The sequence below is a fragment of the Rhodanobacter sp. C06 genome (genome assembly GCF_002001105.1).
Classification (GTDB): Bacteria; Pseudomonadota; Gammaproteobacteria; order Xanthomonadales; family Rhodanobacteraceae; genus Rhodanobacter_A.
Genome location: NZ_MUNP01000041.1, coordinates 19,248 through 42,486 on the forward strand (window position 1 = coordinate 19,248; position 23,239 = coordinate 42,486).

Genomic DNA, 23,239 nt, shown 5'->3' on the forward strand with positions numbered 1-23,239 from the left:
GAAAGTCACACGCATCCGACGGATTCTAGCCGGGCGCCGCAGCCGGCGGCAGGGGCACTGGCAGCGCCGGTGCATTTCTGCGACTATCGACGGCCTCGCTTGTGGATCAAGGGGTTGCATGCCATGAGTGCCAGACACTGGATGATCGGTTGCCTGATCGGCCTGGCCGGCATGGGCAGCGCCATGGCGACGGACATGGATGCCCGCGACATCACCACAGGCAGCCACGGTGCCGCCGACAGCAACGCCCGCGACGCCGGCAGCACCAGCGGCGGCGACGCGCTGGGCCTCAACCGCGACTGCCCCTCGTCCCGGCATGGCAGCGACAACGAGACCAGCGACGCCAGCGACACCGACAGCCGCGGTAGCGGCGGCGCGGCCGGCGGCAGCGAACGCGGCGGCCGCATCTCCGCCCCCGCCAGCGCACGGCCGGCTGCCCTGGGTTGGCAGTCGCTGGTGCCCGGTTCCATCCAGTAGGAGCGCACCCTGTGCGCGATGGCTCTGGTGTTGGCCAGCGCCAAAACCTGCAACCAAAGCATTCGCGCACAGGGTGCGCGCCTACTCTGGCGGCAGCGTCACGCTGAAGCGCGCACCGCCCAGGTCGGGCGATCGATCCACCGTCAACTCGCCGCGGTAGGCGCGCACGATGTCCTGCACGATGGACAGGCCGATGCCGTGGCCCTGCACGCGCTCGTCGCCGCGCACGCCGCGTTGCAGCACCTTCTCGATCTTGTCCGCGGCGATGCCGGGGCCGTCGTCCTCCACGCTAATCAGCAGGCCGGGACGGCCGCGGCCGGGCTGCGGCTGCTTCTGCACCACCAGCAGCACGTGGTGGCGCGTCCACTTGAACGCGTTCTCCAGCAGGTTGCCCATCAATTCAAGCAGGTCGTTCAACTCGCCGTGGAAGGAGGCGCCGTCGGCGATGTCGAATTCGCACAGCACGTTCTTCGCGGCGTAAACCTTCTCCAGGCTCTGCACCAGGTCCTCGGCGTGGCTGGCGATCGGCACCGCGATGGCGAAGGTCTGGCGGCCCGAGGTGGCGGCGCGCGCCAGCTGGTAGGCGACCAACTCGTCCATGCGACGCACCTGGTCGAGCACGCCGCGGCGGGTGGATTCGTCGCTGGCCGATTCCAGCTGCGAGCGGATCACCGCCAGCGGCGTCTTCAAGCTGTGCGCGAGGTCGGCGAGGGTGTGGCGGTAGCGCGTGCGCTGTTCGCGCTCGCTGTCGATGAAGGCGTTGATGCGCTCGGTGAGGCCGGTCAGCTCCAGCGGGTACTGGCTGTCCAGGTGGTCGCTGTCGCCGCGCTCGACCTGGCTCATCTCGCTGGCCACCTTGCGCAGCGGGGTGAGGCTCCAGCGCAGCAGCAGCAGCTGCAGCACGATCAGCATCACGCCCAGCACCGACAGCCACAGCGCCAGCGTGCGCCGGTACACCGCGTTCTCGCCTTCGAGCTGCTGCTCGGTCTGCGCCACCATGATGGTGGCGGGGGTGGACTTGCGGCCCGGGAAGTCGAACGCGACGCCGATCGCGTAGTAGTAGAGCCGGCCCATGCGGGTGTCGACGGGGCCGGTGAACACTTGTTCGCCCGCCGGCAGCGGCTTGAGGAAGCGGAAGTCGTGGCCGATCGCCGAGGTGGATTCCCAGTGGTAGCCGTCCGGCCCCAGGATGACCGCGTACAGGCCGGAGCCGGGCTGGGAGAACTTCTGCGGCGGCGAGTCGGGCGGCAGCAGGCGGCCGTCGCGGTTGGCGTCAGTGTGGGTGATGATGTCGGTGATCGCGGCGTCGCGCAGCTGGCCCTGCAGGTTGTTCAGCGCACTCTGCTGCTTGGTGACGGACATGACCACGCCGACCAGGCCAAGGAAGGCGGCCAGCACGAAGCCGGTGGTGATGGCCGAGCGCGCCGCCAGCGAAAGCGGGCGGCGCGCCGCGGGTTCACTCGTCGTCGCCGTCGGTGCGGGGGATGGCAAAGCGGTATCCGCGTCCACGCACGGTCTCGATGGGCTTGAGGGCGCCTTCCGGGTCCAGCTTGCGGCGCAGGCGGCCGATGAAGACTTCCAGCACGTTGGAGTCGCGGTCGAAGTCCTGCTGGTAGATGTGCTCGGTGAGATCGGCCTTGGAGACCAGTTCGCCGGCGTGCAGCATCAGGTATTCCAGCACCTTGTACTCGTAGCTGGTGAGGTCGACGATCTTGCCTTCCACCGTCACCGTCTGCGCGGTAGTGTCGAGCTTGATCGGGCCGCAGGCCAGCACCGGCTTGGACCAGCCGCTGGCGCGGCGCACCAGCGCGTTGATGCGCGCCAGCAGTTCCTCGACGTGGAACGGCTTGACCAGGTAGTCGTCGGCGCCCTGCTTGAGGCCTTCCACCTTGTCCTGCCAGCCGCCGCGCGCGGTGAGGATCAGCACCGGGTAGCGCTGGCCGTGCTCACGCAGCGCCTTGATCAGCTCCATGCCGGACATCTTCGGCAGGCCCAGGTCGATGATGGCAAGGTCGAACGGCACTTCGCGGCCGAGGTAGAGCGCTTCTTCGCCATCCTGCGCCGCGTCGACGGCAAAGCCGTCGCGCTTCAGTCGTGCCGCCAGCGTCTCGCGCAGCGGGGCCTCGTCTTCCACCAAGAGGATGCGCATCAGTGTTTCTCCTTGCCGCCGGGACGCCGGGCGGGCGGGTTGCGGGTTGACGGGGAGGTTGGCCGGATACTGTCGCCGCCGCTGGCGGGTATCGTCATCACCCGCACGTGGCCCTGTGGCGTCAGCACCTTGACGCGGTACTCGGTGCGGCGGTCCCGGCGCACCGAGTCGGCCGACAGCACCTGGCCGTTGGTTTCCTGCTGTGCCCGGCTCACGGCCTCGCCGAGGCTGAGGTCCTTGGACTTGGCCTGCGCCCATGCCGCGGGGCTTGCACCCAGCACCAGCGCCAACGGCATGAGCAGCGGGAGGATTCGGTTGGCCTTCATCGGCATGCTTCGACCACGATCTGTCTCAGGCCGTTCAGTTTGGGCGAGCAGGGCTGAATAGTGACCGGACGGGCGGTCGCTGTCACGCGGCCGCCACCAGCGGCGCCAGCGCCTGCTCGATCAGCCCCCAGCCCGCGCCAGGCAGGTGCGCCCCCTCGCTGAGCACGCGGCGGAAGCCGCGCGCGCCCGGCTCGCCCTGGTACAGGCCGAGCAGGTGCCGGGTGATGTGCTTGAGCGCGGTGCCGCGTTTCAGTTCGGCCTCGACGTAGGGGCGCAGGCGCCGCAGCACGTCGTCCCGGCCGGGCAGCGGGGTGCCGTACAGCGCCTGTTCGAGCCGGGCGAGCAGGTACGGGTCGTGGTAGGCGGCGCGGCCCAGCATCACGCCGTCCAGCTCGGCCAGTTGCGCCTCGACCTGTTCCACCGTGGTGATGCCGCCGTTGATCGCCACCACCAGTTGCGGGAACTCGCGCTTGAGCCGATGCACGCGCGGGTAGTCCAGCGGCGGGATCTCGCGGTTCTCCTTCGGCGACAAGCCCTTCAGCCAAGCCTTGCGCGCGTGCACCACCAGCACCCCGACGCCGGCTTCCAGCATGGTTTCGGTGAAGTGCTGCAGGTCGGCGTAGTCATCCTGTTCGTCCACGCCGATGCGGCACTTCACCGTCACCGGCACGCCCACCGCGTCGCGCATCGCCTTCACGCAGTCGGCCACCAGTGCCGGCTCGTACATCAGGCAGGCGCCGAAGCGGCCCGACTGCACGCGGTCGGACGGGCAGCCCACATTGAGGTTGATCTCGTCATAGCCCGCCGCCGCGCCGAGGCGCGCCGCCTCGGCCAGCTCGCCCGGCTCGCTGCCGCCCAGCTGCAGCGCCACCGGATGTTCCTCGTGGCTGTGTTCGAGCAGGCGCTGCTGCTTGCCGCGCACCAGCGCCGCGCTGGTCACCATCTCGGTGTACAGCCGCGCGTGCGGCGAGAGCAGGCGATGGAAGTAGCGGCAGTGCCGGTCGGTCCAGTCCATCATCGGGGCGACGGAGAGCTGCCAAGCCGAGGCCGCGGGCTCGATGGGGAAAATGGCGTGAGTCATGACGCCGCCATTGTCGTCGATTGCGGACGTCAGCGTGTACCTCGCGCCTTTGCCGCCCGCGTCATGACGATCGACCGATCCGCAGTCCGGGAGCCTTGAAATCGATTCGCGCCGGGAGCGGCAGCTTTCGCGATTCCTTGTCGAGCAAGGTGGCGTTGCCGTATTTCAATCGCACGCCGATGTCGACGTCGCCGGCGCCTACCGCGGTGATCCGGCCATCGGCGATCAACAAGGCCGCGCTGCGGAAACTGGCTGCCAGTTCGAGCGTGAAACGTAGCGACGCGCATTGGGCCGGATCGATCGTGACCTCCAGCACCGGGTGGACGGTCTTCACGAAGCTGTGCCTGGCCAGATACACGATGGACCGCTCGCCAGGCGGGTGCCTGGCCGGATCCGAATATTCCTGCAACTTCTCCGCCATGCACCAACCCTGCGCCAGCAACTCGAATACATCGCAGTCGAGCACGCTGCGCACCGCATCGGTGGCTTCCGAGCCGATGAACCCCCACGCCAGCTTGCGTGGATCGATGCGCGAATCCTTGCTGAGCTCCTGCTTCATCACGCTGTCCATGCGCGGGAGCGAAGCCGGCAACAGATTGCGCACCGGGTAGCCGCTGGACTCAGTCATGTTGGATCTCCTGCCGCTCGATCGACACCGGGTCGGTGAAACGCACCTCACCCGGGTGCAAGGATGCCCGCAGCGCCAATGTCCGCCCGATTGACGGGGTCGCACCGACAAGCTGCGTTCCGCCATCGTGTGTCAGCGATGGACGGATGTGCAGCACTGCGCGCGTATAGGCCAGCCGTCGCTTTGCACGGACATGCCTGAGCAGCAGTCCGGCTGCGAAACCCAGGATCAGCAACGGGATCACGACGAGACCCGTCACTGACAACCACGCGTACGGCCACCACAGCAGCACCATCGTCCCCCGCGGGACATGACTTCCTGCTGGCGGATCCTGTCGGGATATGCGACCCGTCCCGGCGAGTGACAACTCGGGAATCGGTTTGCCTGCGGTCAAGCTGGCCTTCCGAAGAATCACCAGCGCATCAGATGGAATCACGCCTGTCACGGATGGCACGCTCGCCATGTGCGGCAGCGGAGGCTGGGGCGGAGGTGGGGGCGACGGTCGCTTGCCGAGCGATGTCCAGTAGGTGACGGGCGTGTCCTGCAGGACCCTCTTTTCCGCCGGGGGATCGGTGTGACTGACACTGCCGACAGGCTCTTCGCTGAATTCACTGCCCCCTGGGATCGGGACAAGGTGCCTCCCATTGATGGCCTCCACCGCGCTGGCTACTGCATACCCGCGGACCAGGGGTACGGTGGTCATCGCCTGCTTCTTAGGCTTCGGACCCATGGTTGCAATCGCAGCTGGCGGAACAATGCCTTCCGAAGGGGGTTTCGGGCCAGGACCCGTCGAGACGAACAGCGTTACTTGCGTGCTCGACGGCAGTTGGGTGTCTGCAGGCGGATCCGAGCTAGACACTACGCCGCTTGGTAAATCGCTCGGCTGCCGCACTGCTTTCGCAGGACCGCGATCGGCCCGTTTGAAGCTGCCTTCGACGATATCAAGGGTGCATCCCCTCACATGGGGCATGTAGCGTTGACGCAGCCTCGCAATGAGCGTGGCGGGCTGGCAGTCTGCCTGTGCATCGTTTGTTGCTGGTGGTTGTTGAAGCAACGCCGGCACCGGATGCATGGCTGCATCGTCAAGCGGCCGCGTCGGGTTCGTCGGTTGCGCCAGCAACGGCAACTTCGGCGTCAGCATGAGCAGCGCCGCCAGCGCAATGGCTGGGTAGCTCGCTGCTTTCGTTGTCGTTTGTTCGCGCCGCATGCTGTCCTTGCCCCTTGGCTGCAAGACTCGCTCATCGGGCACCGCCCAGACCGTTCCGTCGGTCATCCGCAGCTAACCTGTTTTGGGTTTGTTGACGGCACTCTTCTTTTTCGTCGCGCTGTTTGTGTTGCCGGCCACCTTCGCCGCGGCCGATGGTGCGAGCACGGCATTGCTCGGGGCGGTGCCAGGTTGTTGCTGTTGGAGGGCCTGGATCAGTGCGCACAGCGAATCGAAACGGCAGCAGCATTCCTGGTAGCCCTTGTCGCCGTTGACGCCGAGCACGGCGTAGTGGTGCAGGCCGCGTGGCGGCAGGCTGGCGGGGTTGCCGCTGGTGTCGGTGGGCCAGTACAGCATGCCGCTGCCGGCCACGCGCGCGGGGATCAGCCAGTAGTCGCCGGTGGCGTACAGGCCGCCCGGTGCAAAGATGATCTGAATGTTGTCCTCCAGCGTGATCGTGGTGCCCTCGACCACGGCCACCAGGCCTGGCGCGTTCGCGTCCTCGCCATGGTCCCAGCGGCGCAGCAGCGGGTGCTTGGCGGGTGCGTTGCTCAGCGGCCACGCGGTAATGCCCTTGGGTACCGCCAAGGTGACCGTGCTGTTCGCCACGTCGACGGGCCCGATCACCTTCAGCAACGGATAGGCGCGCTGACCCAGCGTGTAGTCATCGTCGACCAGTTCGACCCAGTCGTTCGCCGCCAGTCCCAGCCGCGCGTCTCGGCCCAGCCGGGCCAGCGTCACCACGAGCTGCGCGCTGCCGTCGGGCTGCGCGGTGGGTGGCGCGACGGAGGCGACCGGGAACACCACCGAGCCGTTCTCGCGCGACCACTTGAAGCTGGCCGTGCCGGGCGCCGCCGCGGTGCCGGCGAGGCCGCCCTGGTGGATCTCCACCCGGTACAACTGGTTTTCGCAGCCGCGGTAACGCGCATCGGCGGCGATCACGCAGGGATCGCTGTCGGACGGCGCCTGCCCCAGCACCGCGCTGAGCCCGGGCAGGGCGTAGCTGGCGCGTGCGGCGAGTACCTGGCGCACCAGCGTGCAGGGCGAATCGTTGGTGTTGCCCGTGCCATTGCTGTTGGCCGTGCCGTCGATGCTGCCTTGCAGGGCAGTCACGGAGTCGATCTGCCTTTGGATGGTGGCCTTTGCGGCGCCGTCGGCAGTGGCCGACATGCGCAGGTTCAGTGCGGAATTGACGTCCTTGAGCCGCTGGTCGGCATGTGCCTGGTCGAGCATGCGCAGCTGCCATACCACTTGGGCGCGCGAGGCGGTGTCGACGCCTTCGAGCGCCACGTCGGCGATGGCCGGCGCCTCAAGCGCGCACAGGTGGCGCTCCCACACGTCCAGCCACAGCGCGAAGTTCGTGAGCTGGGTTTCGAAGCCGCTGCTGCCGTCGCCCGTGCCGTAGTCGAACGTGGGTGCGTTCGGCTGGGTCGCCAGCGTGCAGTCGGCCTCGTTGACGCAGAGGATGCCGTCGACGTAGAAGTGCCCCGCTTTCAGCAACCAGTCGGGGGGCTGCAGGGACTTGCTGGTGCCGTCTGCGTTGGGCGGGCTGCTGGTGCTGATGGTGAAGCCGTCGCCGACCGCCCAGCACGGCCCGACCAGGTCGCGGATCAGGGTGCGCAGCAGGTGCAACTGGATACGGCCCTGCTCGTTCCAGTCCGCTTCCAGCAGCACGCGCCCCTGTTGTTGCAGCACCTGGCTGTAGTGCAGGGTCGGATCGAAGGTGAATCGGGCGAAGTCGCCTTTCATGGTCGATCTCCTAATTCGCGTAGAGAATGCCGGCGTCCGTGCCCGCCGGAACGTATTCCTGCAAGCGCAGCGCGACGTTCGCCGCGCGCTGCGGTTCGTACAAGTCGTGGTAGACGCCCATCGCCGAACGGTCGGAGGCGCCGCTGCGGATCTCCGCGCAGCAGTCGTCGGCGAGGCGCAGGTAGTGCGGCGAGCCATAGCGCAACGCGCGGAACTGCGGCACCACGCGCAGGCGCTCGCGGGCCTGTTGCGCTCCCAGCGCCTGCAGTATCTGTTGTGCCTGTTGCGTCGATCCGCTCTGCGCTGCCTGCTGGGTCGCCGTCTCAGCCAGATTCGCCAGCGCCAGATCCGGCTGGCAGTGGAAGCGCCGCGGCGTGCGCGAGCCGTCCGCCACGTAGCAGAAGCGCACGCAGCCCTGCTGCCGGCGCAGTACGCGCAGCGGACCGGCGAAGATCGAGTCCTCGGCCAGCGCGATGCCATGCGCCTGCACCGCGCCGATCACGGTACAACTGCGGAAACTCGCTTCGACGTAGGCCACCGCCTCGTCCGGCGCGCCCAGCGCCACGCGCTCGGGGCCGGTGGCGTCGAGGATGCTGTCGCACAGTTCCAGCGTGGGCGGCTCGCCGCGGTGAGCGGGGCTGATGACGGCGATGGCGCCGAGGATGCTGTGCTCCACGCGCAGCGCGGCGCGCGTACCGTCGAGCGTGATGCTGGGCTCGGCCGGACGTTTGGGGTCGCAGTCGCACTGCAGCGCCCAGCCCGGCACCAGGGTGCAATGGCGGATCACCAGTTCGCACAGATCCGCGCCCGCGGCGCTGCCCTCATCCGGTCCCTGTACCTCGATGCCGCGGCCGGTGACCAGCAGGCCGTCGAGCAGCACGCGGCTGCCGGCGCCGCCGGCGATGCTCAGCGCATCCGGCTGGCTGGCGCGCACGTCGAGCAGGCGCAACACCGGCCGCGTGCCTTCGGCCGCGCGCAACTGGATCGCCTCGCCGGCGTCCAGTTGCAGATCCACGTTGCCTTCGTACACGCCGCTCTCGGCCAGCTCGACGATCAACGCGCGCAGCGGCTGCCCGGCCGGCGCGGCGGCCTTGGCTTGCGCCCATGCGGTCAGCGCGTCGGCGATGCTGGCGTAGTGGCCGGGCGGCCACGGGGCGTTCGGGTCGCGATCCGGCTGCGGTGCATGCACCAGGTAGCGCGCGGCGCCTTCCAGCTCCGGCGTGATCCGCGCGTACTCGCCGCCGCCGAGATCGGCGGCGAAGCCGTATTGGTAGCTCACCCACACGCCGCGCTTGGGCCGTTGGTTGGCGGGGAACATCAGCCGGCCGCGCTCGGGATCGACCGCCACCCGATTGCGCGGCACCTGGCCGCTCCATCCATCCAGATCGGCCGGAATCAGCAGCTCGCGCGGCACCGGCATGCCCTGGCCCTTCGTGGGCCAATCCGGCGCCCAGATCTCGACGCTGCGGCCGTCGCCGTAGAGATCGGGCGACACGCCGGCGTAGTCGGCCAGCGGGCCGCGCTCGGCGAAGCGCCAGCGCCGCAGCGGCAACGGCAGATTGCGTTCCTCGGCAATGTGGGTGGGCGCGGTTTCCTCGACCGGGCGCTGGAACAGCGGCGTGTCGTTGCCCAGTACGCTGAAGCTGAAACAGTGCGGACCCTGTTCCTCGACGCAGTAGGCCGAGGTGCGAGTCACCGGGTAGCTGCGCAGGCGGCAGACGAACACGCCCACCGCGGGGATGTTCCAGCGGCCGCGGCGGTGCCGACTGCCCAGACGCCGCACGTCGACGCTGTGCGCGAACGGATCGAACGCACCGTTCGCGAAGGCGATGCGCTGCAGGCGGCCCGGATCGCGCAAGTCGGCGGTGCCGCCGCGGCGCGGGTGCTGATGGTCGAGGTGCTGCATCCAACCCAGCCGGCGCCGGAACTCCACCGCGCGCGCCGGCCAGCCGGCGGCGTCGCGGGCGAGATCCTCCAGCAGCGACAGCGTGCCCTTGCGGCGACGTGCGTCGATGGTGTTGGCCACGTCGGCGCGCGGCGCCAGCACACGGCCCAGGCGTGCATCGCGGTGGCCGTCCTCGCCCAGCGCGGCGGCCTCGGGCAGCAGGCTGTAGCCGAGCAGGTCGCCGATGTACGGCACCAACCAGTCGTCGCAGGTCTCGATGAACCAGTTGTCGTAGAGCCGCGCGATGTCCTGCTCCAGCACGTCGGCCTGCGCCGAAAGCACGCGCAGGAAGTCGCGCAGCGGGTAACCCTGCTCCGCATCGCGCAGGCGGTAGACCACCGGCAGCAGGTCGTAGAGCCGGTCCGGCTTGGCGGTCATGGCGTCGCCTCCTGCAGCAGCAAGGTGTCGGGCACGTCCGGCAGGAAACAGGCGAGCTGCGCCGGCAACACGCTGATGCCGTCGGTGTCGAAGCGGGCGGGCAGCGCCTGCACGGTCGGCAGCAGCGCCGGCCAAGGTGTGGCCGCGGTCGCCTGGAGCAGGCGGGCGGATGCGCCGGCGAGGTTCGCCCCGTCGTCACCCTTGCCGCTGTCGCCACCGCCCAGGTCGTCGATGATGCGCCGTTCGTCGGCGTAGTCGAACGCGTCCACGTCGATCCAGGCCACGCCGCGCACTGCCTGCAGGCAGGCGACGATTTCGCTGAGGTAGACGTTCTGCGCCAGCGCGCGGCGTTCGAAGCCGAACGCATCCAGCAGTGCCGCGCGAAGCGCCGGTTCGACCGACTCCCACGCATAGTCGGGCGCCAGGCCCGCCTTCGCGCTCAGGGTCAGCGCCCGCAGCTCGCGCACGTCCAGGCCCACGGGCAGGCCGGGATCGCCGTACTGCTGCAACGCCTGCAGCAGGTTGCGGTAGAGGTCGGAGGTGTTGTCGATCGGCGCATCGGCGGCGCCGGCGATGCTCACCTGCACGCGGTTGCCAAGCTTGATCGCCGCAGCCTTGCCCACGCCGCCGAACGTGCGTGCGAAGTCGGCGTAGTCCGGCACCGACACCAGCCGATCCAGCGCCAGCACCGCCAGCGGCACGTTGCCGCGGGCCTGGTCGCGCGTCTCCGCGTCGGCGCCGCCGGAGGCGCGCAGCGGATTGACCACTGCCTTCACCCCCAGCGGCCGGGTCGCCAGCAGGCTGATCTGCTGGGCGTCCACATTGCCCGGTGCGCCGATGCCGTTGCGATAGACCGCCACCACGTTTTCCACGCCGGTGGGCAGGCGCGCGCCGTGGCTGCCGTCACCGAACTGCACCGTGGTCTTGCTGGCGTTGTCGGTGGACGTGACGAAGTTGCGGTCGGTGGCACCCACGAAGGCGAGATTGCGTGTCTCGTGCCACAGCATGCCGTTGACGCTCACCGCGAGCGTGCTCTGTACGCCGTCCACGGTCGCGGCGGAGACGTAGGTCAGCGGCGACTGCTTCAGCACGAAGGCCTGCATCGCCGTGGCGCCGCTGCCGCTGCCCAGCACCTCGTTGCGCGTCTCGCCATGGGTGGCGCGCACCACGTTCGCGCACACCGTCACGGTGTCGCGTTGGTAGGCGTAGGCCAGCCCTTGGTTGGCGAACACCAGGGTGCTGTGCACGGTGTCGCCGGGCAGGTTCGCATTCGTGCCTTGTTCCACCGCGGCGATCATCACCAATTCGCCCGCGTTCACCGCATTGGTGCCGGGCACGTCCGTGCGTTGCCCCTGCACGACCACCCAGCGGCCGGGCTTGAGGCCGTCCACCGCGCCGTCGAGGGTGAGGTGGGTGGCGTCGTCCTGGGTGATGCGCGCCGTGCCGTCATTGGCCGTGGTGGTGCCGACGATATCGGTGATCACCAGTTCGGCCAGCGGCAGCGCTTCGCTCTGCGCGTAGACCTGGGTGCCGCGCAGGGTAGCCATGTCCGGTGCAGGCCAGAGCGCGGGCGTGTCATTGGCCGCGGGATCGGCCAGCACGATGTCGGTGGTCTTGCCGCTGATGCCGTAGTCGCTGCGCGGATGCACCTGGACGCTTTGCGCTTGCGCCACGATCGGCAACTCGCCGGTTTTCTGGATCAGCAGATAGCTGCTGGCGAGTACGCCATCGTAGGCGTTGTCCAGTTGCACGCGATCATCGAACTCCGACGGCGAGCCATTGCGGCTGGTGGACGTACTCCAGTCGCCGTCGGGCATCGAGACATAGGGCACGGTTCCCTTGGTATCAGGGTCCTGGTTCAGGCCCAGCCCCATGATGCGTGGCGCGTTGTAGCCGAACAGCGGCGCAGCGAGACGCAACGCGAACACGCCGCTCAGTGCGGGCGAAGGCTGGCCCTGCGGCACGCTGGTCCAGGCGCGATAGAAGCTGTCGACCAGACGCGGCGCGAAGTTCAGCAGCAGCTGCGGACGCGCGTCGCTGGGGGTGCCCAGCGCGGTGGTCGGGCTCTGCAGCAGGCGCAGGTGGTTCGCCGGTTGCAGGGTTGGCGTGAGCGTCAGCGCGCCGAACAACGCGCCGAAACCCGTCGCTCCCATGGAGGGTGATGTCGGCGTGCCGAAGGCGGCGTTCACCGCGTCGCGGAAGGTGGCGACGGGATCGGGTACCGGATCGGGTGGTGGCTGGTCATTGCCGAACGGTGGCCCCATCAGACCCGCATAACTGCCGCCGTTGCTGCCACCGAGCAACAAGGTCGAGCGCACGTCCTCGATCGCGGTCAACCACTCCTGGAAGTTGGGGCCGGTGCCCGACTGGATGAGCGCGCCGATGGCCGTATTCGCCGCGGCCGCGATCTGCGCGGTCGCCGGATCGAGCGGCTGCAACACCACCTTGCTGCGCGAGCTCTGCGGCTGTGCCTCGACCGACTGCACCAACCGGATCGCTGGCACACCGTCCTTGGTCAGGTCGCCGAACACGAACAGCAGGCGGTCGTTCGGCTTGAGGTTGGTGGCGGCGCTGGCGACCCACAGCGTGTCGAGCGCGGCGACGTTGTCGAGCGAGATGTCCTGCGGCTGCGTCAGCCGCGGCTTGAGCGCGTTCCACTCGTAGCGCGCGTCCAATGGCTCGGCGGTCTCGAAGGTCTGCATCTGCTCGCCTGGCGCGGGCACCGATTGCGCGCGTGCGCCGGTGGGGATGGTTACCGGCGCCGCGTTCGGCTCGATGGTATAGGCGAGGTAGACGCTGGCGGCTACGCCGGGGCGCAGGCGGTAGTCGACCAGCCGCGCCAGTTCCAGCACCGAGCGCCGCTCGGTGGCGGTGCGCAGGTAGCCTTCGTTGGCTATACGCTCCTGGTAGAAGCCCAGCACGTCGGCGCCGACCGCCCAGGCATCGAGCAGGGCGATCGCCGGATCGTCGGCCTCGCGCGTGCGCAAGCCTGCCAGCGCGGGCAGGGCGGCATCGCTAAGTTCCGCCTGCATGGTGGCGCGGAAGTCGGCGTACGTGCCGACGCGATAGTTCAGGGCGGTCAGCCCCGGCCGGTTGTAGATCGGCAACGGGGTGCCCGCGATGGCGCCGCAACCACAGGCGCAGGCGTGCTTGCCACAGGCGCTGCAGCAGCTCATCGGCCACCTCCCATCGTGAAACGGATGCTGCCGTGATCGGGATGGTCCGGGTCGTCGTCGACCTGGGCGATCTCCCGCGCGGCGATGTGCAGCACGCCGTCGGCGGGCACGTCGACGGGTGGCGCGGGGTCGTCCATGCGCACCAGCGTGGTCACTTCGACATGGGCGACGCCGGGAATCGCCTGCGCTTCGGCCAGCAACGCGCTGACGTAGACCGGCGAGCCCAGCGTGAGCCGGTCCGGATGGAAGAAGCCGGGCGTGCCGTCGCGGCGCAGGCCGGAGGTGAAGCGGTCATCCAGTTCGGCCTCGACATGGGCGGTGAGGAAGTCCGGCAGCACACAGACGAACAGCACGATGCGCAGCGGCACGTAGCAGGCGCCGCGCACTTCCACGTCGTGGCCGATGCGCCGGTAGCGCGCGAGCTGCGCGCCGATGGTTCGGGCCAGCGCGGCCGGCAGGCCTTCGCGGCCCAGCGGGTCGACTACCACATCGGCGGCGTACCAGCTGCCGTTCCACTCCAGCGCGGCGGCGGCACCTTGCACACCGGGCACGGCAGCGGCGAAGGCCGCGTAGTCGTCGGCGATGATCGCGCGCAGCGGATTGGCACGGAACGCGCCGGGTGCGTACAGTTTCACCTCGGCGAGACTCTCCGCTGCGGTGCCGCCGCTGGCCGGCAGCGGATTGCGCGGCTGCAGATCGGCCGAGAGCACGCCGGATTTCAGCGCCAGCCACACGATGCTGTCGCGGCCCACGTTGCCGGCCGGGCCGTTGCCCAGGCGCAGCGCAGCGCGGAAGAAATCGCCGGCCTGCAGCTGCGCGCCCAGCACGCCGTCGCCAAAGCGCAGATGGGCGGCGCCGTCGTCGTCGATCTCGACCACGCAGTGGCGATCGTCCGGGCTGCTCTCCAGCAGGTCGTACTGCGGCAGCCACTGCCAGCGTGCGTCCGGCGTGCCGCTCACCAGCACGTCGGCCAGTGCGCCGCCGTAGACGGTCAGCTGCGGAAGTGCCTGACGCGGATCGCGTGCGAAGAGTTGGCACACCGGTACGTTTGGCGGCAGCGGTTCGGCCCAGGTCAGCGGCGTGCCGGGCAGCACGTGGCCGGTGTCTGCGGGCGGGCGGCGCACATCGAGTACTGCGCCGTCGCAATGGCAGCAGCCGTATTCGGTGTTGCCGGGCACCAGCCAGCAGTCCTCGGCCAGCGCGCCACAGCGCGTGCAGGCATCCGGCATCGCGGCAAGCGCGGCGGCAAGGCCGGGATAATCGCCGTCACTGCCGGTCGGCGCGCAGATCGGCGCCGAGCTGCACTGGCCTTGCACGTGCTCGCCGTGGTCGACCAGCAGCACGTTGCCGCGCGCGAGGCTGACGTCGTGCAGCCAGCGGCAGTCGGGCGCAGGCAGGCGCACCGACAGGCAGAGGTCGAACGGCAAGGCGTCGCAGGGATCCCACGCCACCTCCAGCAGCAGGGTGCCATCCAACGGATCGACGGACGTCTGGACGTCCGTGAGTCGCACGGCATGGCGGTGCGCGGGATCGGCATCGGCGGGGTTGCCGGTCTGCGGGCCCAGCACTTCCTCGAAGATCAGCAGGTCGCCCACGGCCAGCTTCAGCGTGCGCGACGGCGCGGCGGCGTCGGCATGGGTGATCGCCGTCGGCGCCGTGCCGGGGGCCGGGGGCAGTGCAGTTGGCGACGATGGCGCCGGCGAGGAGGGCGGCGCAGGCGGAGAGGGCAAAGCACTCGGCGGAGCGGCATCCACCAGCGTGGCCCGCGTGCAGCCGCGCGGCAGGCAGCAGAGTTCGTCGCCCCAGCTGTAAAGGTGGATCTCGCTGTGCGTGGCGACCACGGCGAACGTGGTGATGCCGTCCCGCGGCATCGGCTCGTAGATCAGCGCGCCCTGCGCGCGTGCCGCCTCGAGTTGCACTGCGTCGATGATCCCCGGAACCGGATGGGTCTGTCCGGGTGGCGGCACCAGCAACAGCAGGTTGTCCAGCGCGAGGTCGAGGTCATCATGCGAATTCAGCGTCACCAGTGCACGGGCGTTGCAGCCCTCGTGCATGCGGTAGTCCACCAGCCGCGCATGCCGACGTACGGAGATGCGCCTTCGCGCGGTGGCCAGGTAGGCCTCGGTGGCCACCGCATCCTGGTAGTAGCTGAGGTAGTCGGCGGTATAGGCCAGCGTCTCCACCAGGGCGATGCCAAGGTCCGGCACGTGGCGCTCTTGCCACGCCGGCATGTCCAGCGCGAGGCGGTCGAGGAACAGCTGGCGAAAGCTTTCGTAGTCCTTGGCGAGGTAGTTGATCTCGGGCAGCGGCACCGGCACGGGCACGCAGGGCGCCGCATCGGCGCAGTCCTGGCCTGCTGCACAGCCGAGGCGGAAGTGCAGCGCGACGCGGGCATAACGCGGATCGAAGCCGGGATACGGCAGCCAGCTCGCCGGGGCGTTGCCCGAGGCCGCATCCACCAGACACAGGCAATACGGGCTGTGGTCGCCTTCGCGGTCCAGCACCACGCGCAGGCAGGCGTCGTCGTGCAACTCCGGCTCCAGCTCGGCGCTGACGCTGAGCACGCGCAGGCCGGTGATGCGATCGCCCCCGCTGACGCGCACGTTCGCCACACCCAGCCCTTGCGGGATCGCGCCGAACAGGTGCACGCACAGGCTGGTGCCGTCATCGCCCACCTCGACGTAATCGATGCCGTTGAGCGTGCCGCTCGCGCGCAACTTGTCGCGTCGCGCTGGCACGCTGCACGCGGGCAGTGTGCTGCAGCCGATCGTGTCGAGCCGGACGCTGTCGTTCGTCGTGCTCATGGCAGGCTCCGCACGAAGCTGTCGTTGCGGGTGTCGCCGCTGGCGCGCACGGTGTAGCTGAGGTCCACGCGCAGGGTCGCGTCGTCGCTGCTCACGCTCAGCGTGCCCACGTCGATCACGTCGCCCAGCCAGCGCTGCAGCGCTGCCTGCAGGGTGAACTGCAGCGCGGCGGCCAGTTCCGCACTGTTCGGCGCGAACACCAACTGCAGCAGGCCGCTGCCGAAATCGGGCCGGTTCACCCGTTCGCCCGGACTGGTGAACAGCAGTTGCTCGATCATGTCGCGCACATGGTCGTCGTCGCCGGTCTCCGCGGTGCGGCCGCGCGGGTCGAAATGGAAGGGGTAGTCGATGTTCATCACGGTGCTCATGGCGACCTCACATCGCGGTGACGCGCGTCTGGCTGGCGACGATCAGCAGCGGCGTGCCGGTAGGCGCGCAGATCGCCTGGCTGTCGAAGCAGAGCAGCGGCTGGCCGTTCGAAGTGACCCGCGTTGCCGCCGTGACGAACTGCGCGGTGACGCAAGGACCATTCGCGGCGGGTGGCGGCGGCAGCGCACAACCGGCGACCAGCCACGGCGCGGCCATCGTCACCGTGGGCTGGCCGCTTACCGTCACCCGCGGGTTCGGTACGGTGGCCTGCGCCTGGCCGCCGTGCGAACAGAGCACGCTGGCGCCGACATGGATGAGGAAGCCCGGCATCGTGCATCTCCTACGTCGCCACCAGCGCGCCGTTGTTGATCGTCACCGTGGGACCCGCGAGCACCACGGTGGCGCCCTTGCCGTTCGAGATCGTGATGCCGACGTCGTTGACCAGGATCATCGCGCCGGTGGCGCTCTTGATCAGGATGCCGCCGGTCGGCCCCGGCACGTCGCTGATGGTGATGCCGTTCTGCAGCCCCGACTGCAGTACCAGGCTGGGACTGACGGGATTGCCGGCCAGCGCCAGCGCGGGCACTTCCGCCGCGCTGCCCCAGAAGCCGCCGCTCCAGATCGGGTAATCCGGATCGCCCTGCTCGAATTCCACCCACACGCCCGCGCCGACCTGCGGCACCACGTACACGCCGCTCTGCTTGCCGGCGAACGGCACGCAAGGCATCGCCCAGCTCGACGGCAGCAGGCCGGAGACATCCGGCACCATCACCTGGATGCGCCCGATCTGTTCGGGGTCCACGTTCTGGATCACCGTGCCGCGGAACTTGCCGTAGTACTTGCTCATGGCGGCACCAGCGGCACGGTGGAGATCAGGCCCTTGCGCGAGAGGCTGAAGCTCTGCTTGTACTCGCCGCGCTTGATCGTGTGGCGCACTTGGCTGACGTAATGCAGGCCGTCGAAGGCCGGTCCCACGCCGCGCACGCCGACCAGCTGGCGCGACTGCAGCACGCGGCCGTAGCGCACCACGTCGAGGCTGCCGGTGCCGGTGACGGTGTCGGCGGATTTCGCCGCCTCGGCCATGCCCAGCAGCAGCGCACGCTGCGGCGTGTACTTCGCGGTCTCCGGCAGCGGGCGGAACTGCTGCGGCGGCGGGTCGAGCAGGCCCAGCGGCGGATTCAACGGACCGATGTCCGGGATCGGCAGCGGCAGCGGCACCTTGGTCTGCGGGTTCTGCACGTAGATCACCGGCAGCTGGCGCGCGTTGCCGTTGTAGCTGAAGCTCAGCTGCTCGACGTTGCTGGCCGCGTCCATGTCCGCGTTCAGCGCCGGCTGCGGCACGCCGACCTTGATCTTCGGGCCCCAGTACGCGGTGCTGGTGCCGGGCAACGGGCCAGGGTCGAGATAGAACACGTAGCCCACGCGCTCGGCCAGCAGGCGGATGTATTCGAGGTCGCTGCCCTGCTGGGTGGGAATGCGATCGGTGGGCACCGGCACGTCGAACGCGATGCTGGGGATCACCAGCGGCACGATGCCGAGGAAGGCGTACTTGGCCAGCAGCAGCATGACGATCGCCTCGGCCGGCATCGCCGGATACGGCACGCCGGGCAGGCCGGAGAACTCCAGCTTCTGCATCACCGTGGTGAGGTCGTCGCCGGTGACCTGCAGCGTGGTGTGGCGCTGGTCGGCACCGGGCAGCACCTCAGTCTTCGTCACCACGCCGTCGATCAGCACCTGCGGCATGCCGTTCACCGTGACCACCACGATCACCCGCAGCAAAGGCACCACGCTGCCGCCCGAGAGCAGGAACAGCGTGTGCAACGGCGATTGCACGCTCAGCGTGAACTGCAAGGTGAACGCGCCCGCGGCCTCGTCCGGCTGCACCACTTCGAGTTGGGTCAGCGCGTCGAGCACGAGCTGGGGCACCGGCACCGGCACCACCGGACCGACCAGCAGCGTCAGGTGTATGCCCTCAAGCATGCGGCACCCCTGGGATGCCTTGCGGCAAGGTGATCGCGAGCGGGCGACCGATCGTCTCGGTGAGCTCCTCCGGGCGCAGCGCGCGATTCGCGTCGCACAGCCGCCAGAACAGTTCGGGGTCGCCGAGGTATTGCGCCGCGATGTTGTCCAGCCGCTCGCCCTGCACCACGCGATGCCACTGCAGCAGCGCGAAGCTCTCCGGCGCGGGCACGAAGCGGCGGGCGAGATACGTCACCATGCTGCCGTCGGCGCGCACCAGGCTCTTCGTGGGCGTCAGCGCGTAGCGGCTGGTGGGTGGGAAGTTCGCGTTCATCACGGCACTCCGGTGAGGCCGAGCGCGGACAGCTGGCCGGCGGCGCCGCCGGCCAGGCGCTCCTTCTGCTGCAGGTAGCTCATGAACAGGCTGGCGGCCTTGTGCCCGGTGGGCACGTCGTTCACCGACAGCACGCGCAGGCCCAGGCTGACCTTGGCGCGGATCGGGTTCAGCGCCGTGTCGAACGCCTCCTCGGTGATGCTGAGCTCGGTGATGCGCACCGGCAGGATGCGCGTCTTGCTCCACACGAACAGCGCCAGCGGCGTCTCCATCGGCACGATCTCCAGCGTGCCGAACTGCGCCATCAGGTCGTTCGCCTGCAGCTGCCCGCTGGTGGGGTAGACCATCGTCTCCAGCGCGGCGAGCTGGGCGAAGATGCCTGACGTGGTGGCGCCGCTGTTCTGCTCCGGAAACTCCAGCTGGTCGGTAGCATCGATCTCCGCTTCCAGCTTTAGCGTCTCCACCGGCGGGCCCTTCAGCCGCAGCACCTCGGAACGATCGCCGCCGTCCGCGCTCACCGCCTGCACCTGCAGCGAGCGGGTCAGCGAGTCGGGGTTGTACTGCAGCGCGATAACGCGCTGCACCGCCGAGCTGTCGGCGTCGATCAGCACGATGCCGCCCTTGAGGATGCGCGGGGAACCGGGGAAGGCGCTCATGGCTTGCCTCCTCTACTCGAGGGCGGCGTGCCGCCATGTGCGGCGCCGCCACCGCTTGCGGCCGGTGGTGCGAGGTCGGTCTTGGTGACGTCGATGATGGTGACGTCGTGGCCGTTGAAGGTGCCCTTGCGAAACACGCGACGGATACTGTGCGAACCGATGATCGCGCCGTTGTAACCGTAGTCTTGTCGACACACCGATTCACAGGAATCGAGATTGCGCGGATTGCGCGTGGCATCGTGCAGGAAGCTCACCCGTTCCGACTGCGATGTGTGGATATCGTAGAAGCGGTTGCGCATGGCCGGCTGCTCGGGTCGCACGCCGCGTCCACGCATCGAGGCGCCGATCGGGAAATGCGAGTGTCCGTTGCATGGACCTGGAACGGTGAGCGTGTCTGGACAGGTAGACGAAGTCTGCTGCACCGCTTCGACGACTTCGTTGCCGTCCCAGCTCGTGCTGTCCGGCAACACCTCCATGCGCGCGATGATACCCAGGCCCGAGAGATAACCCGCCTGCAAAGCGGCCTGGGTGTAGCTGGTGACCGTGTCGACGCGCGTGCCGGTGGGGTGCGCGCCCGGCGCGAGCTGCGTGCCGCCGCCGCGCGGTCCGTCGTTCACGGATTCCAGCGTGTCTGCGTCGGCATTGCCGTTGCGCGCCTCGCGCCTCGCGCTGACCGGTAGTTGCGTGAAGTCGCGCATCATCGCGTGCGCGTTTGGCGCGCCACGGATTTCGCCGGCCGGAGTCCGCGACGATCGTAGCGGCGTGGCTGGCTGCGTCGCGCTTGCCAGCAGCGCACGTCGGCAATCGGAGCAGCCGCACCGCCGCTTCACGCCGGCGAAGTGTGGGGGCGAGGGCGAGGACCGTCGGCTTCGCATGAAAGCGCTCATGGCACGTGTCCGTAGCCGAGCAGCTTGTCCATCCGGCTCAGCACATAGGAGAAGCCCTGCACGCGCGGGCTGCGGTTGCCTTCGATGGTGTAGAGCATGCCGTCCTGCACCGAGTGCACCAAGCCGACATGGCCCAGCCAGCCGGCCAGGCTCACTCGCCACCACACCACGATGTCGCCGGACTGCGGCAGGTAACCGCTGCCCGGCGCCGAGGCCCAGCCCTGCTGCTTGAATTCCGCCAGCATGCCGCGCGCGCTCGGCATGTAGGCGAACGGCATCTGCGCCTGGTTGCCGCCGCTGGCTTGCAGATAGCACCAGCTGACGAAAGAGGCACACCACGCGTTGCCTTCGGCCACGCCCGCCGGCGCCAGGTACTTGCGCACGAACGGGCCGCAGTTGTTGCCACCTTGCTCGCAGGCGCCGGCCTTGAGCTCACCAATCGCCGCGGCCAGTGCCGCGCGGCCAAGCGTGCTGCCACCGTTCGTCGGCAACACCGCGTAATCCACCGCCGTCGGCGTGTCGATCACGGGCTTGGGGTTCTGCAGGCTCCACCACGTCAACGGTCCGGCCACGCCGTCTACCACCAGCGGCTGGCCGTGCTGGTCTAGGTTCTGCGCCTGGAACGCGCGCACTGCCTGCCAGGTCTTCGTGTCGAAGGTGCCGCTGGCGTCGACCGCATAGCCGCGTTGCGTCAGCAGTTTCTGCAGCTGGGTGACTTGCGGTCCCTGGTCGTTCTTGCGCAAGGTATCCATGCTCATTGCCCCCGGCTGCCTGCGGCGCGCAGCGCCAAGAGGCGGTCAAATACCGATATTGCGCGCGGACGCGACGGCTGGCGTTCAATCGAGGCGGCTGAGCGATGGGTCATCATTGTTTTCCGCACTCTTCCTGCGGCACCCGTCGTTGGGGGGGCAAGGGCGACATGTTCGCGGCGGCATAACTGGCATCGGATTCGTCACAGCCCGATTTGGAGCTGGCAGGCACCGGCTCCTTGCCCATGACCTTGTCCTTGTGCAAAGCCACCTCGACCCTGCGCAGAAACGGAAAAGCCTTTTCCCAACGCGGCCGGTTGGCGAGGCCGAGTCCCCGGGCGTCGCGCCCATCGACAAAAGCCTGTATGTCGGCCAATGCCTTCCGCCGTCGTTCGGGGTCGCCCCGCACGACATCATCAACGCCCAATGCATCCAGTCGCTGCTCGTCGCTCAGCGGTGCCAGCAGGCTCACCAATTGCGGCGTTAGATCCTTGTCGGCGGTTTCGCCTTGGCCACCGAGGTTTCCGAGCTGTTCGCCCTTGCCGACGGCTTCGGGCAACACCGCGTCAGGAGCCTTTTTGGCAGCCAGCACGGCCATTTGTGAGCGCGCGTAGTCGGCACGACGTTGGCTGAGTTCGACATTGCCCTTGAAGCCCGGCACAGGCGGGTGCGGAGCATCCTGCGAGCCTTCGGGCGAGGCATAACCCCAGATGTGCTCGACACTGAAGCCCTGGCCCAGCAAGCCGACAGCCGAAGCCACGCTACCGCCAAATGCCCTCTTGTCAGCCGGCGTGGTGCTGTTGTAGTTGAACAGCAGTTTCGTGGTCAGATCCTTCGCTGGTTCCTTTTCAATCGGTCGATCGTGCGCTTTGACATTTCTGGTGCATTTGTACTCCGGCAATGGCGGCGGACAGTCGCACTGGAAACAACGCACGGCAGGTGTCTTGTCCGGGCCGCCGAAGGTGCCCTTGATGCCGCCGCCGAACACCGGCGGACCTCCCTCCGTCGGCACGGTCACCGTGGGACCCAACGTGATGTTCTGTAGTGGGCCGATATTCGGCAGCGGTGCGTCGAGCCCGGCGGTTACATCCCCCTTGCTGCTTGATGGTCCGTTCACCCTCGATGTGTCGATCTGTTCATAACGCAGGCTGACCGCGAAATGCTCGGTCGCGACCCTGCCTTCCAGGGTGTAGGTCGTGGTCGATTGCAACGGCGTCTTGCTGAAGTCGGCCCCTCCCGTCACGGTGAAGCTCATCCCGTGCGGCGTGATCTTCAGCACGCCGCGCACGTTCAATTGCTGGCCGCCGGTGCCGACGGTGGTATTGCCCTGGACGGATGCCTGAAGGATGCCGTCCACGGTCAACGTGATATCGCCGGATCCGCTGATCGTCGCCTGGTCGAGCCGGTCGTCGAGAAGCGCGCCCGGATTGCTACCCAGTGTCGGATTGCTTTGCAATGTGGTGAGCAAACCCTTGGCCGACTCGATCACTTTGTCGTAGCTGATCTCGCCCTTGCTGCTAAGTTGGACGCGTCCGTTGCAGATGCTGTAACGCATGCCAATGGCATTGGCTTCCTTGTCCCAGTAGAAGATCTTGTCGCTAGGCGTTTTCTCGGTCTTTGCCTCGGAGGTGCAGGGTCGTTCGGTCACGGTGCGCACGATGTCCACGGTCGTGTTCTCGTCGATGCTGCGCTTGATGCTCTCCGACTCGCTGCCTCCGGCGGCGGTGCCGATACCCGTAGTTGCGCCGGGTTTCGCGTCACGTTGCAACAGCTTGGCTTGCACGCCGACAGCGGCCCCTCGACGTACGCTCGCCGTGCGTCCGGCCAGGGCGGCATCGGCCGCGACGTCGGCCTCGTGTTCCAGTGGCGACTCGGCGGCACCGATCTCGACCCTGCCCGTGGGGGTATCACTCGCGCCTTGCTGCTGCAGGGTATGACCGAGTTCGTGGGCGATCAGGCGCATGCCTTCGCGCTCCTGCGGTCGCCATTGGCCGGCGGCGAAATGAATGTGCTGGCCCACGGTGAAGGCGAGGGCATCAACTTTCCGTGCCGCAGCCTGACTCGCAGAGTCATGGTGAACGCGCACTTCGGCGAATTCGCTGCCGTACAGTGGTGCCAGCGAAGCGCGGATGTCGGCCGGCAGGCGCGTGCCGCCCTGCACGAGTCGGGATGTCATCGCATACGACGGCGGCGTCGAGGTGCGCCCTCCGCGGTCCGCTTCACGCTGCAGGCCGAGTTGTTTCTTGTTCCTGCATTCGGCGCATTCGCCGCCGTCGGCATGAGCGCCGCAGGCGCACTTGCGCTGCAACAGCCCGAGCGAGGGAGAAGCGGTTGTCCTCGACTTCGACGACGCATTGATCATGCACCC

At 68.5% G+C, this 23,239-nt stretch carries 20 protein-coding genes; 1 reads left to right on the forward strand and 19 read right to left on the reverse strand.

Features of this window, described 5'->3' with window-relative positions; all coding sequences use genetic code 11:
- Window positions 1–123 precede the first annotated feature (123 nt).
- The gene (locus B0E52_RS07120) at window positions 124–477 is read left to right on the forward strand and encodes a hypothetical protein (RefSeq protein WP_077483022.1); all 354 of its coding nucleotides are present in this window, start codon (window positions 124–126) and stop codon (window positions 475–477) included.
- A gap of 81 nt (window positions 478–558) precedes the next feature.
- Here B0E52_RS07120 and B0E52_RS07125 read toward each other — a convergent pair whose 3' ends face one another.
- The 19 genes from B0E52_RS07125 to B0E52_RS07215 all read right to left on the reverse strand — a co-directional run bounded on the left by B0E52_RS07125 (window position 559) and on the right by B0E52_RS07215 (window position 23,233).
- A complete protein-coding gene (locus B0E52_RS07125; RefSeq protein ID WP_077483024.1) occupies window positions 559–1,968 on the reverse strand; it encodes an ATP-binding protein in 1,410 nt (469 codons plus the stop codon).
- Entirely contained in the window at window positions 1,934–2,626 is a 693-nt protein-coding gene (locus tag B0E52_RS07130; RefSeq protein WP_077483026.1) for a response regulator transcription factor, read from the reverse strand. The genes B0E52_RS07125 and B0E52_RS07130 overlap by 35 nt, the downstream gene beginning before the upstream one ends.
- The gene (locus B0E52_RS07135; protein WP_077483028.1) at window positions 2,626–2,952 is read right to left on the reverse strand and encodes a PepSY domain-containing protein; all 327 of its coding nucleotides are present in this window, start codon (window positions 2,950–2,952) and stop codon (window positions 2,626–2,628) included. Before B0E52_RS07135 ends, B0E52_RS07130 begins: the two co-directional genes overlap by 1 nt.
- A gap of 82 nt (window positions 2,953–3,034) precedes the next feature.
- Complete coding sequence (gene dusA / locus B0E52_RS07140) at window positions 3,035–4,033, reverse strand: tRNA dihydrouridine(20/20a) synthase DusA (protein WP_077483030.1); 999 nt, start codon at window positions 4,031–4,033, stop codon at window positions 3,035–3,037.
- Window positions 4,034–4,094: 61 nt separating this feature from the next.
- Window positions 4,095–4,661, reverse strand: a complete 567-nt coding sequence (locus tag B0E52_RS07145) for a hypothetical protein (RefSeq protein ID WP_077483032.1) — start codon at window positions 4,659–4,661, stop codon at window positions 4,095–4,097.
- Window positions 4,654–5,934 carry a PASTA domain-containing protein gene (locus B0E52_RS07150; RefSeq protein ID WP_077483034.1) on the reverse strand — a complete coding sequence of 427 codons (1,281 nt, stop codon included), beginning with the start codon at window positions 5,932–5,934 and terminating at the stop codon, window positions 4,654–4,656. The genes B0E52_RS07145 and B0E52_RS07150 overlap by 8 nt, the downstream gene beginning before the upstream one ends.
- 6 nt (window positions 5,935–5,940) lie before the next feature.
- Complete coding sequence (locus B0E52_RS07155) at window positions 5,941–7,614, reverse strand: DUF6519 domain-containing protein (RefSeq protein WP_077483036.1); 1,674 nt, start codon at window positions 7,612–7,614, stop codon at window positions 5,941–5,943.
- 10 nt (window positions 7,615–7,624) lie between these two features.
- Window positions 7,625–9,937 carry a hypothetical protein gene (locus B0E52_RS07160; RefSeq protein WP_077483038.1) on the reverse strand — a complete coding sequence of 771 codons (2,313 nt, stop codon included), beginning with the start codon at window positions 9,935–9,937 and terminating at the stop codon, window positions 7,625–7,627.
- Complete coding sequence (locus B0E52_RS07165; RefSeq protein WP_077483040.1) at window positions 9,934–13,113, reverse strand: putative baseplate assembly protein; 3,180 nt, start codon at window positions 13,111–13,113, stop codon at window positions 9,934–9,936. Before B0E52_RS07165 ends, B0E52_RS07160 begins: the two co-directional genes overlap by 4 nt.
- Complete coding sequence (locus B0E52_RS07170) at window positions 13,110–15,917, reverse strand: putative baseplate assembly protein (RefSeq protein ID WP_077483042.1); 2,808 nt, start codon at window positions 15,915–15,917, stop codon at window positions 13,110–13,112. Before B0E52_RS07170 ends, B0E52_RS07165 begins: the two co-directional genes overlap by 4 nt.
- Entirely contained in the window at window positions 15,914–16,285 is a 372-nt protein-coding gene (locus tag B0E52_RS07175; RefSeq protein ID WP_254426733.1) for a GPW/gp25 family protein, read from the reverse strand. The genes B0E52_RS07170 and B0E52_RS07175 overlap by 4 nt, the downstream gene beginning before the upstream one ends.
- Window positions 16,286–16,292: 7 nt before the next feature.
- Window positions 16,293–16,616: a hypothetical protein gene (locus B0E52_RS07180; RefSeq protein WP_077483044.1), complete on the reverse strand. Its 324-nt coding sequence runs from the start codon at window positions 16,614–16,616 to the stop codon at window positions 16,293–16,295.
- A 10-nt stretch (window positions 16,617–16,626) separates the two neighbouring features.
- Window positions 16,627–17,133: a phage baseplate assembly protein V gene (locus B0E52_RS07185; protein ID WP_077483046.1), complete on the reverse strand. Its 507-nt coding sequence runs from the start codon at window positions 17,131–17,133 to the stop codon at window positions 16,627–16,629.
- Window positions 17,130–18,266, reverse strand: a complete 1,137-nt coding sequence (locus tag B0E52_RS07190; RefSeq protein ID WP_077483048.1) for a hypothetical protein — start codon at window positions 18,264–18,266, stop codon at window positions 17,130–17,132. Before B0E52_RS07190 ends, B0E52_RS07185 begins: the two co-directional genes overlap by 4 nt.
- Window positions 18,259–18,579 (reverse strand): hypothetical protein, encoded by a 321-nt coding sequence (locus B0E52_RS07195; protein WP_077483050.1) that lies wholly within the window; start codon window positions 18,577–18,579, stop codon window positions 18,259–18,261. The genes B0E52_RS07190 and B0E52_RS07195 overlap by 8 nt, the downstream gene beginning before the upstream one ends.
- Window positions 18,579–19,235, reverse strand: a complete 657-nt coding sequence (locus tag B0E52_RS07200; protein WP_077483052.1) for a hypothetical protein — start codon at window positions 19,233–19,235, stop codon at window positions 18,579–18,581. The genes B0E52_RS07195 and B0E52_RS07200 overlap by 1 nt, the downstream gene beginning before the upstream one ends.
- Window positions 19,232–20,122, reverse strand: coding sequence for a hypothetical protein (locus B0E52_RS07205; RefSeq protein WP_168174154.1), 891 nt, complete (start codon window positions 20,120–20,122; stop codon window positions 19,232–19,234). Before B0E52_RS07205 ends, B0E52_RS07200 begins: the two co-directional genes overlap by 4 nt.
- Window positions 20,119–20,874 carry a CHAP domain-containing protein gene (locus tag B0E52_RS07210; protein WP_077483155.1) on the reverse strand — a complete coding sequence of 252 codons (756 nt, stop codon included), beginning with the start codon at window positions 20,872–20,874 and terminating at the stop codon, window positions 20,119–20,121. Before B0E52_RS07210 ends, B0E52_RS07205 begins: the two co-directional genes overlap by 4 nt.
- Window positions 20,875–20,986: 112 nt before the next feature.
- A complete protein-coding gene (locus B0E52_RS07215; RefSeq protein ID WP_168174155.1) occupies window positions 20,987–23,233 on the reverse strand; it encodes a DUF4157 domain-containing protein in 2,247 nt (748 codons plus the stop codon).
- Window positions 23,234–23,239: the final 6 nt, after the last annotated feature.

Excerpts from the sequence above, each read along its gene's own strand:
- B0E52_RS07190 (WP_077483048.1), bottom strand. The coding sequence starts at position 18,266 with ATGCTTGAGGGCATACACCTGACGCTGCTGGTCGGTCCGGTGGTGCCG.
- B0E52_RS07180 (WP_077483044.1), bottom strand. The coding sequence starts at position 16,616 with ATGCCGGGCTTCCTCATCCATGTCGGCGCCAGCGTGCTCTGTTCGCAC.
- B0E52_RS07130 (WP_077483026.1), bottom strand. The coding sequence starts at position 2,626 with ATGCGCATCCTCTTGGTGGAAGACGAGGCCCCGCTGCGCGAGACGCTG.
- B0E52_RS07165 (WP_077483040.1), bottom strand. The coding sequence starts at position 13,113 with ATGAGCTGCTGCAGCGCCTGTGGCAAGCACGCCTGCGCCTGTGGTTGC.
- B0E52_RS07215 (WP_168174155.1), bottom strand. The coding sequence starts at position 23,233 with ATGATCAATGCGTCGTCGAAGTCGAGGACAACCGCTTCTCCCTCGCTC.
- B0E52_RS07185 (WP_077483046.1), bottom strand. The coding sequence starts at position 17,133 with ATGAGCAAGTACTACGGCAAGTTCCGCGGCACGGTGATCCAGAACGTG.
- dusA (WP_077483030.1), bottom strand. The coding sequence starts at position 4,033 with ATGACTCACGCCATTTTCCCCATCGAGCCCGCGGCCTCGGCTTGGCAG.
- B0E52_RS07170 (WP_077483042.1), bottom strand. The coding sequence starts at position 15,917 with ATGAGCACGACGAACGACAGCGTCCGGCTCGACACGATCGGCTGCAGC.
- B0E52_RS07205 (WP_168174154.1), bottom strand. The coding sequence starts at position 20,122 with ATGAGCGCTTTCATGCGAAGCCGACGGTCCTCGCCCTCGCCCCCACAC.
- B0E52_RS07135 (WP_077483028.1), bottom strand. The coding sequence starts at position 2,952 with ATGAAGGCCAACCGAATCCTCCCGCTGCTCATGCCGTTGGCGCTGGTG.
- B0E52_RS07155 (WP_077483036.1), bottom strand. The coding sequence starts at position 7,614 with ATGAAAGGCGACTTCGCCCGATTCACCTTCGATCCGACCCTGCACTAC.
- B0E52_RS07210 (WP_077483155.1), bottom strand. The coding sequence starts at position 20,874 with ATGGATACCTTGCGCAAGAACGACCAGGGACCGCAAGTCACCCAGCTG.
- B0E52_RS07150 (WP_077483034.1), bottom strand. The coding sequence starts at position 5,934 with ATGACCGACGGAACGGTCTGGGCGGTGCCCGATGAGCGAGTCTTGCAG.
- B0E52_RS07160 (WP_077483038.1), bottom strand. The coding sequence starts at position 9,937 with ATGACCGCCAAGCCGGACCGGCTCTACGACCTGCTGCCGGTGGTCTAC.
- B0E52_RS07145 (WP_077483032.1), bottom strand. The coding sequence starts at position 4,661 with ATGACTGAGTCCAGCGGCTACCCGGTGCGCAATCTGTTGCCGGCTTCG.
- B0E52_RS07120 (WP_077483022.1), top strand. The coding sequence starts at position 124 with ATGAGTGCCAGACACTGGATGATCGGTTGCCTGATCGGCCTGGCCGGC.
- B0E52_RS07175 (WP_254426733.1), bottom strand. The coding sequence starts at position 16,285 with ATGAGCACCGTGATGAACATCGACTACCCCTTCCATTTCGACCCGCGC.
- B0E52_RS07200 (WP_077483052.1), bottom strand. The coding sequence starts at position 19,235 with ATGAGCGCCTTCCCCGGTTCCCCGCGCATCCTCAAGGGCGGCATCGTG.
- B0E52_RS07195 (WP_077483050.1), bottom strand. The coding sequence starts at position 18,579 with ATGAACGCGAACTTCCCACCCACCAGCCGCTACGCGCTGACGCCCACG.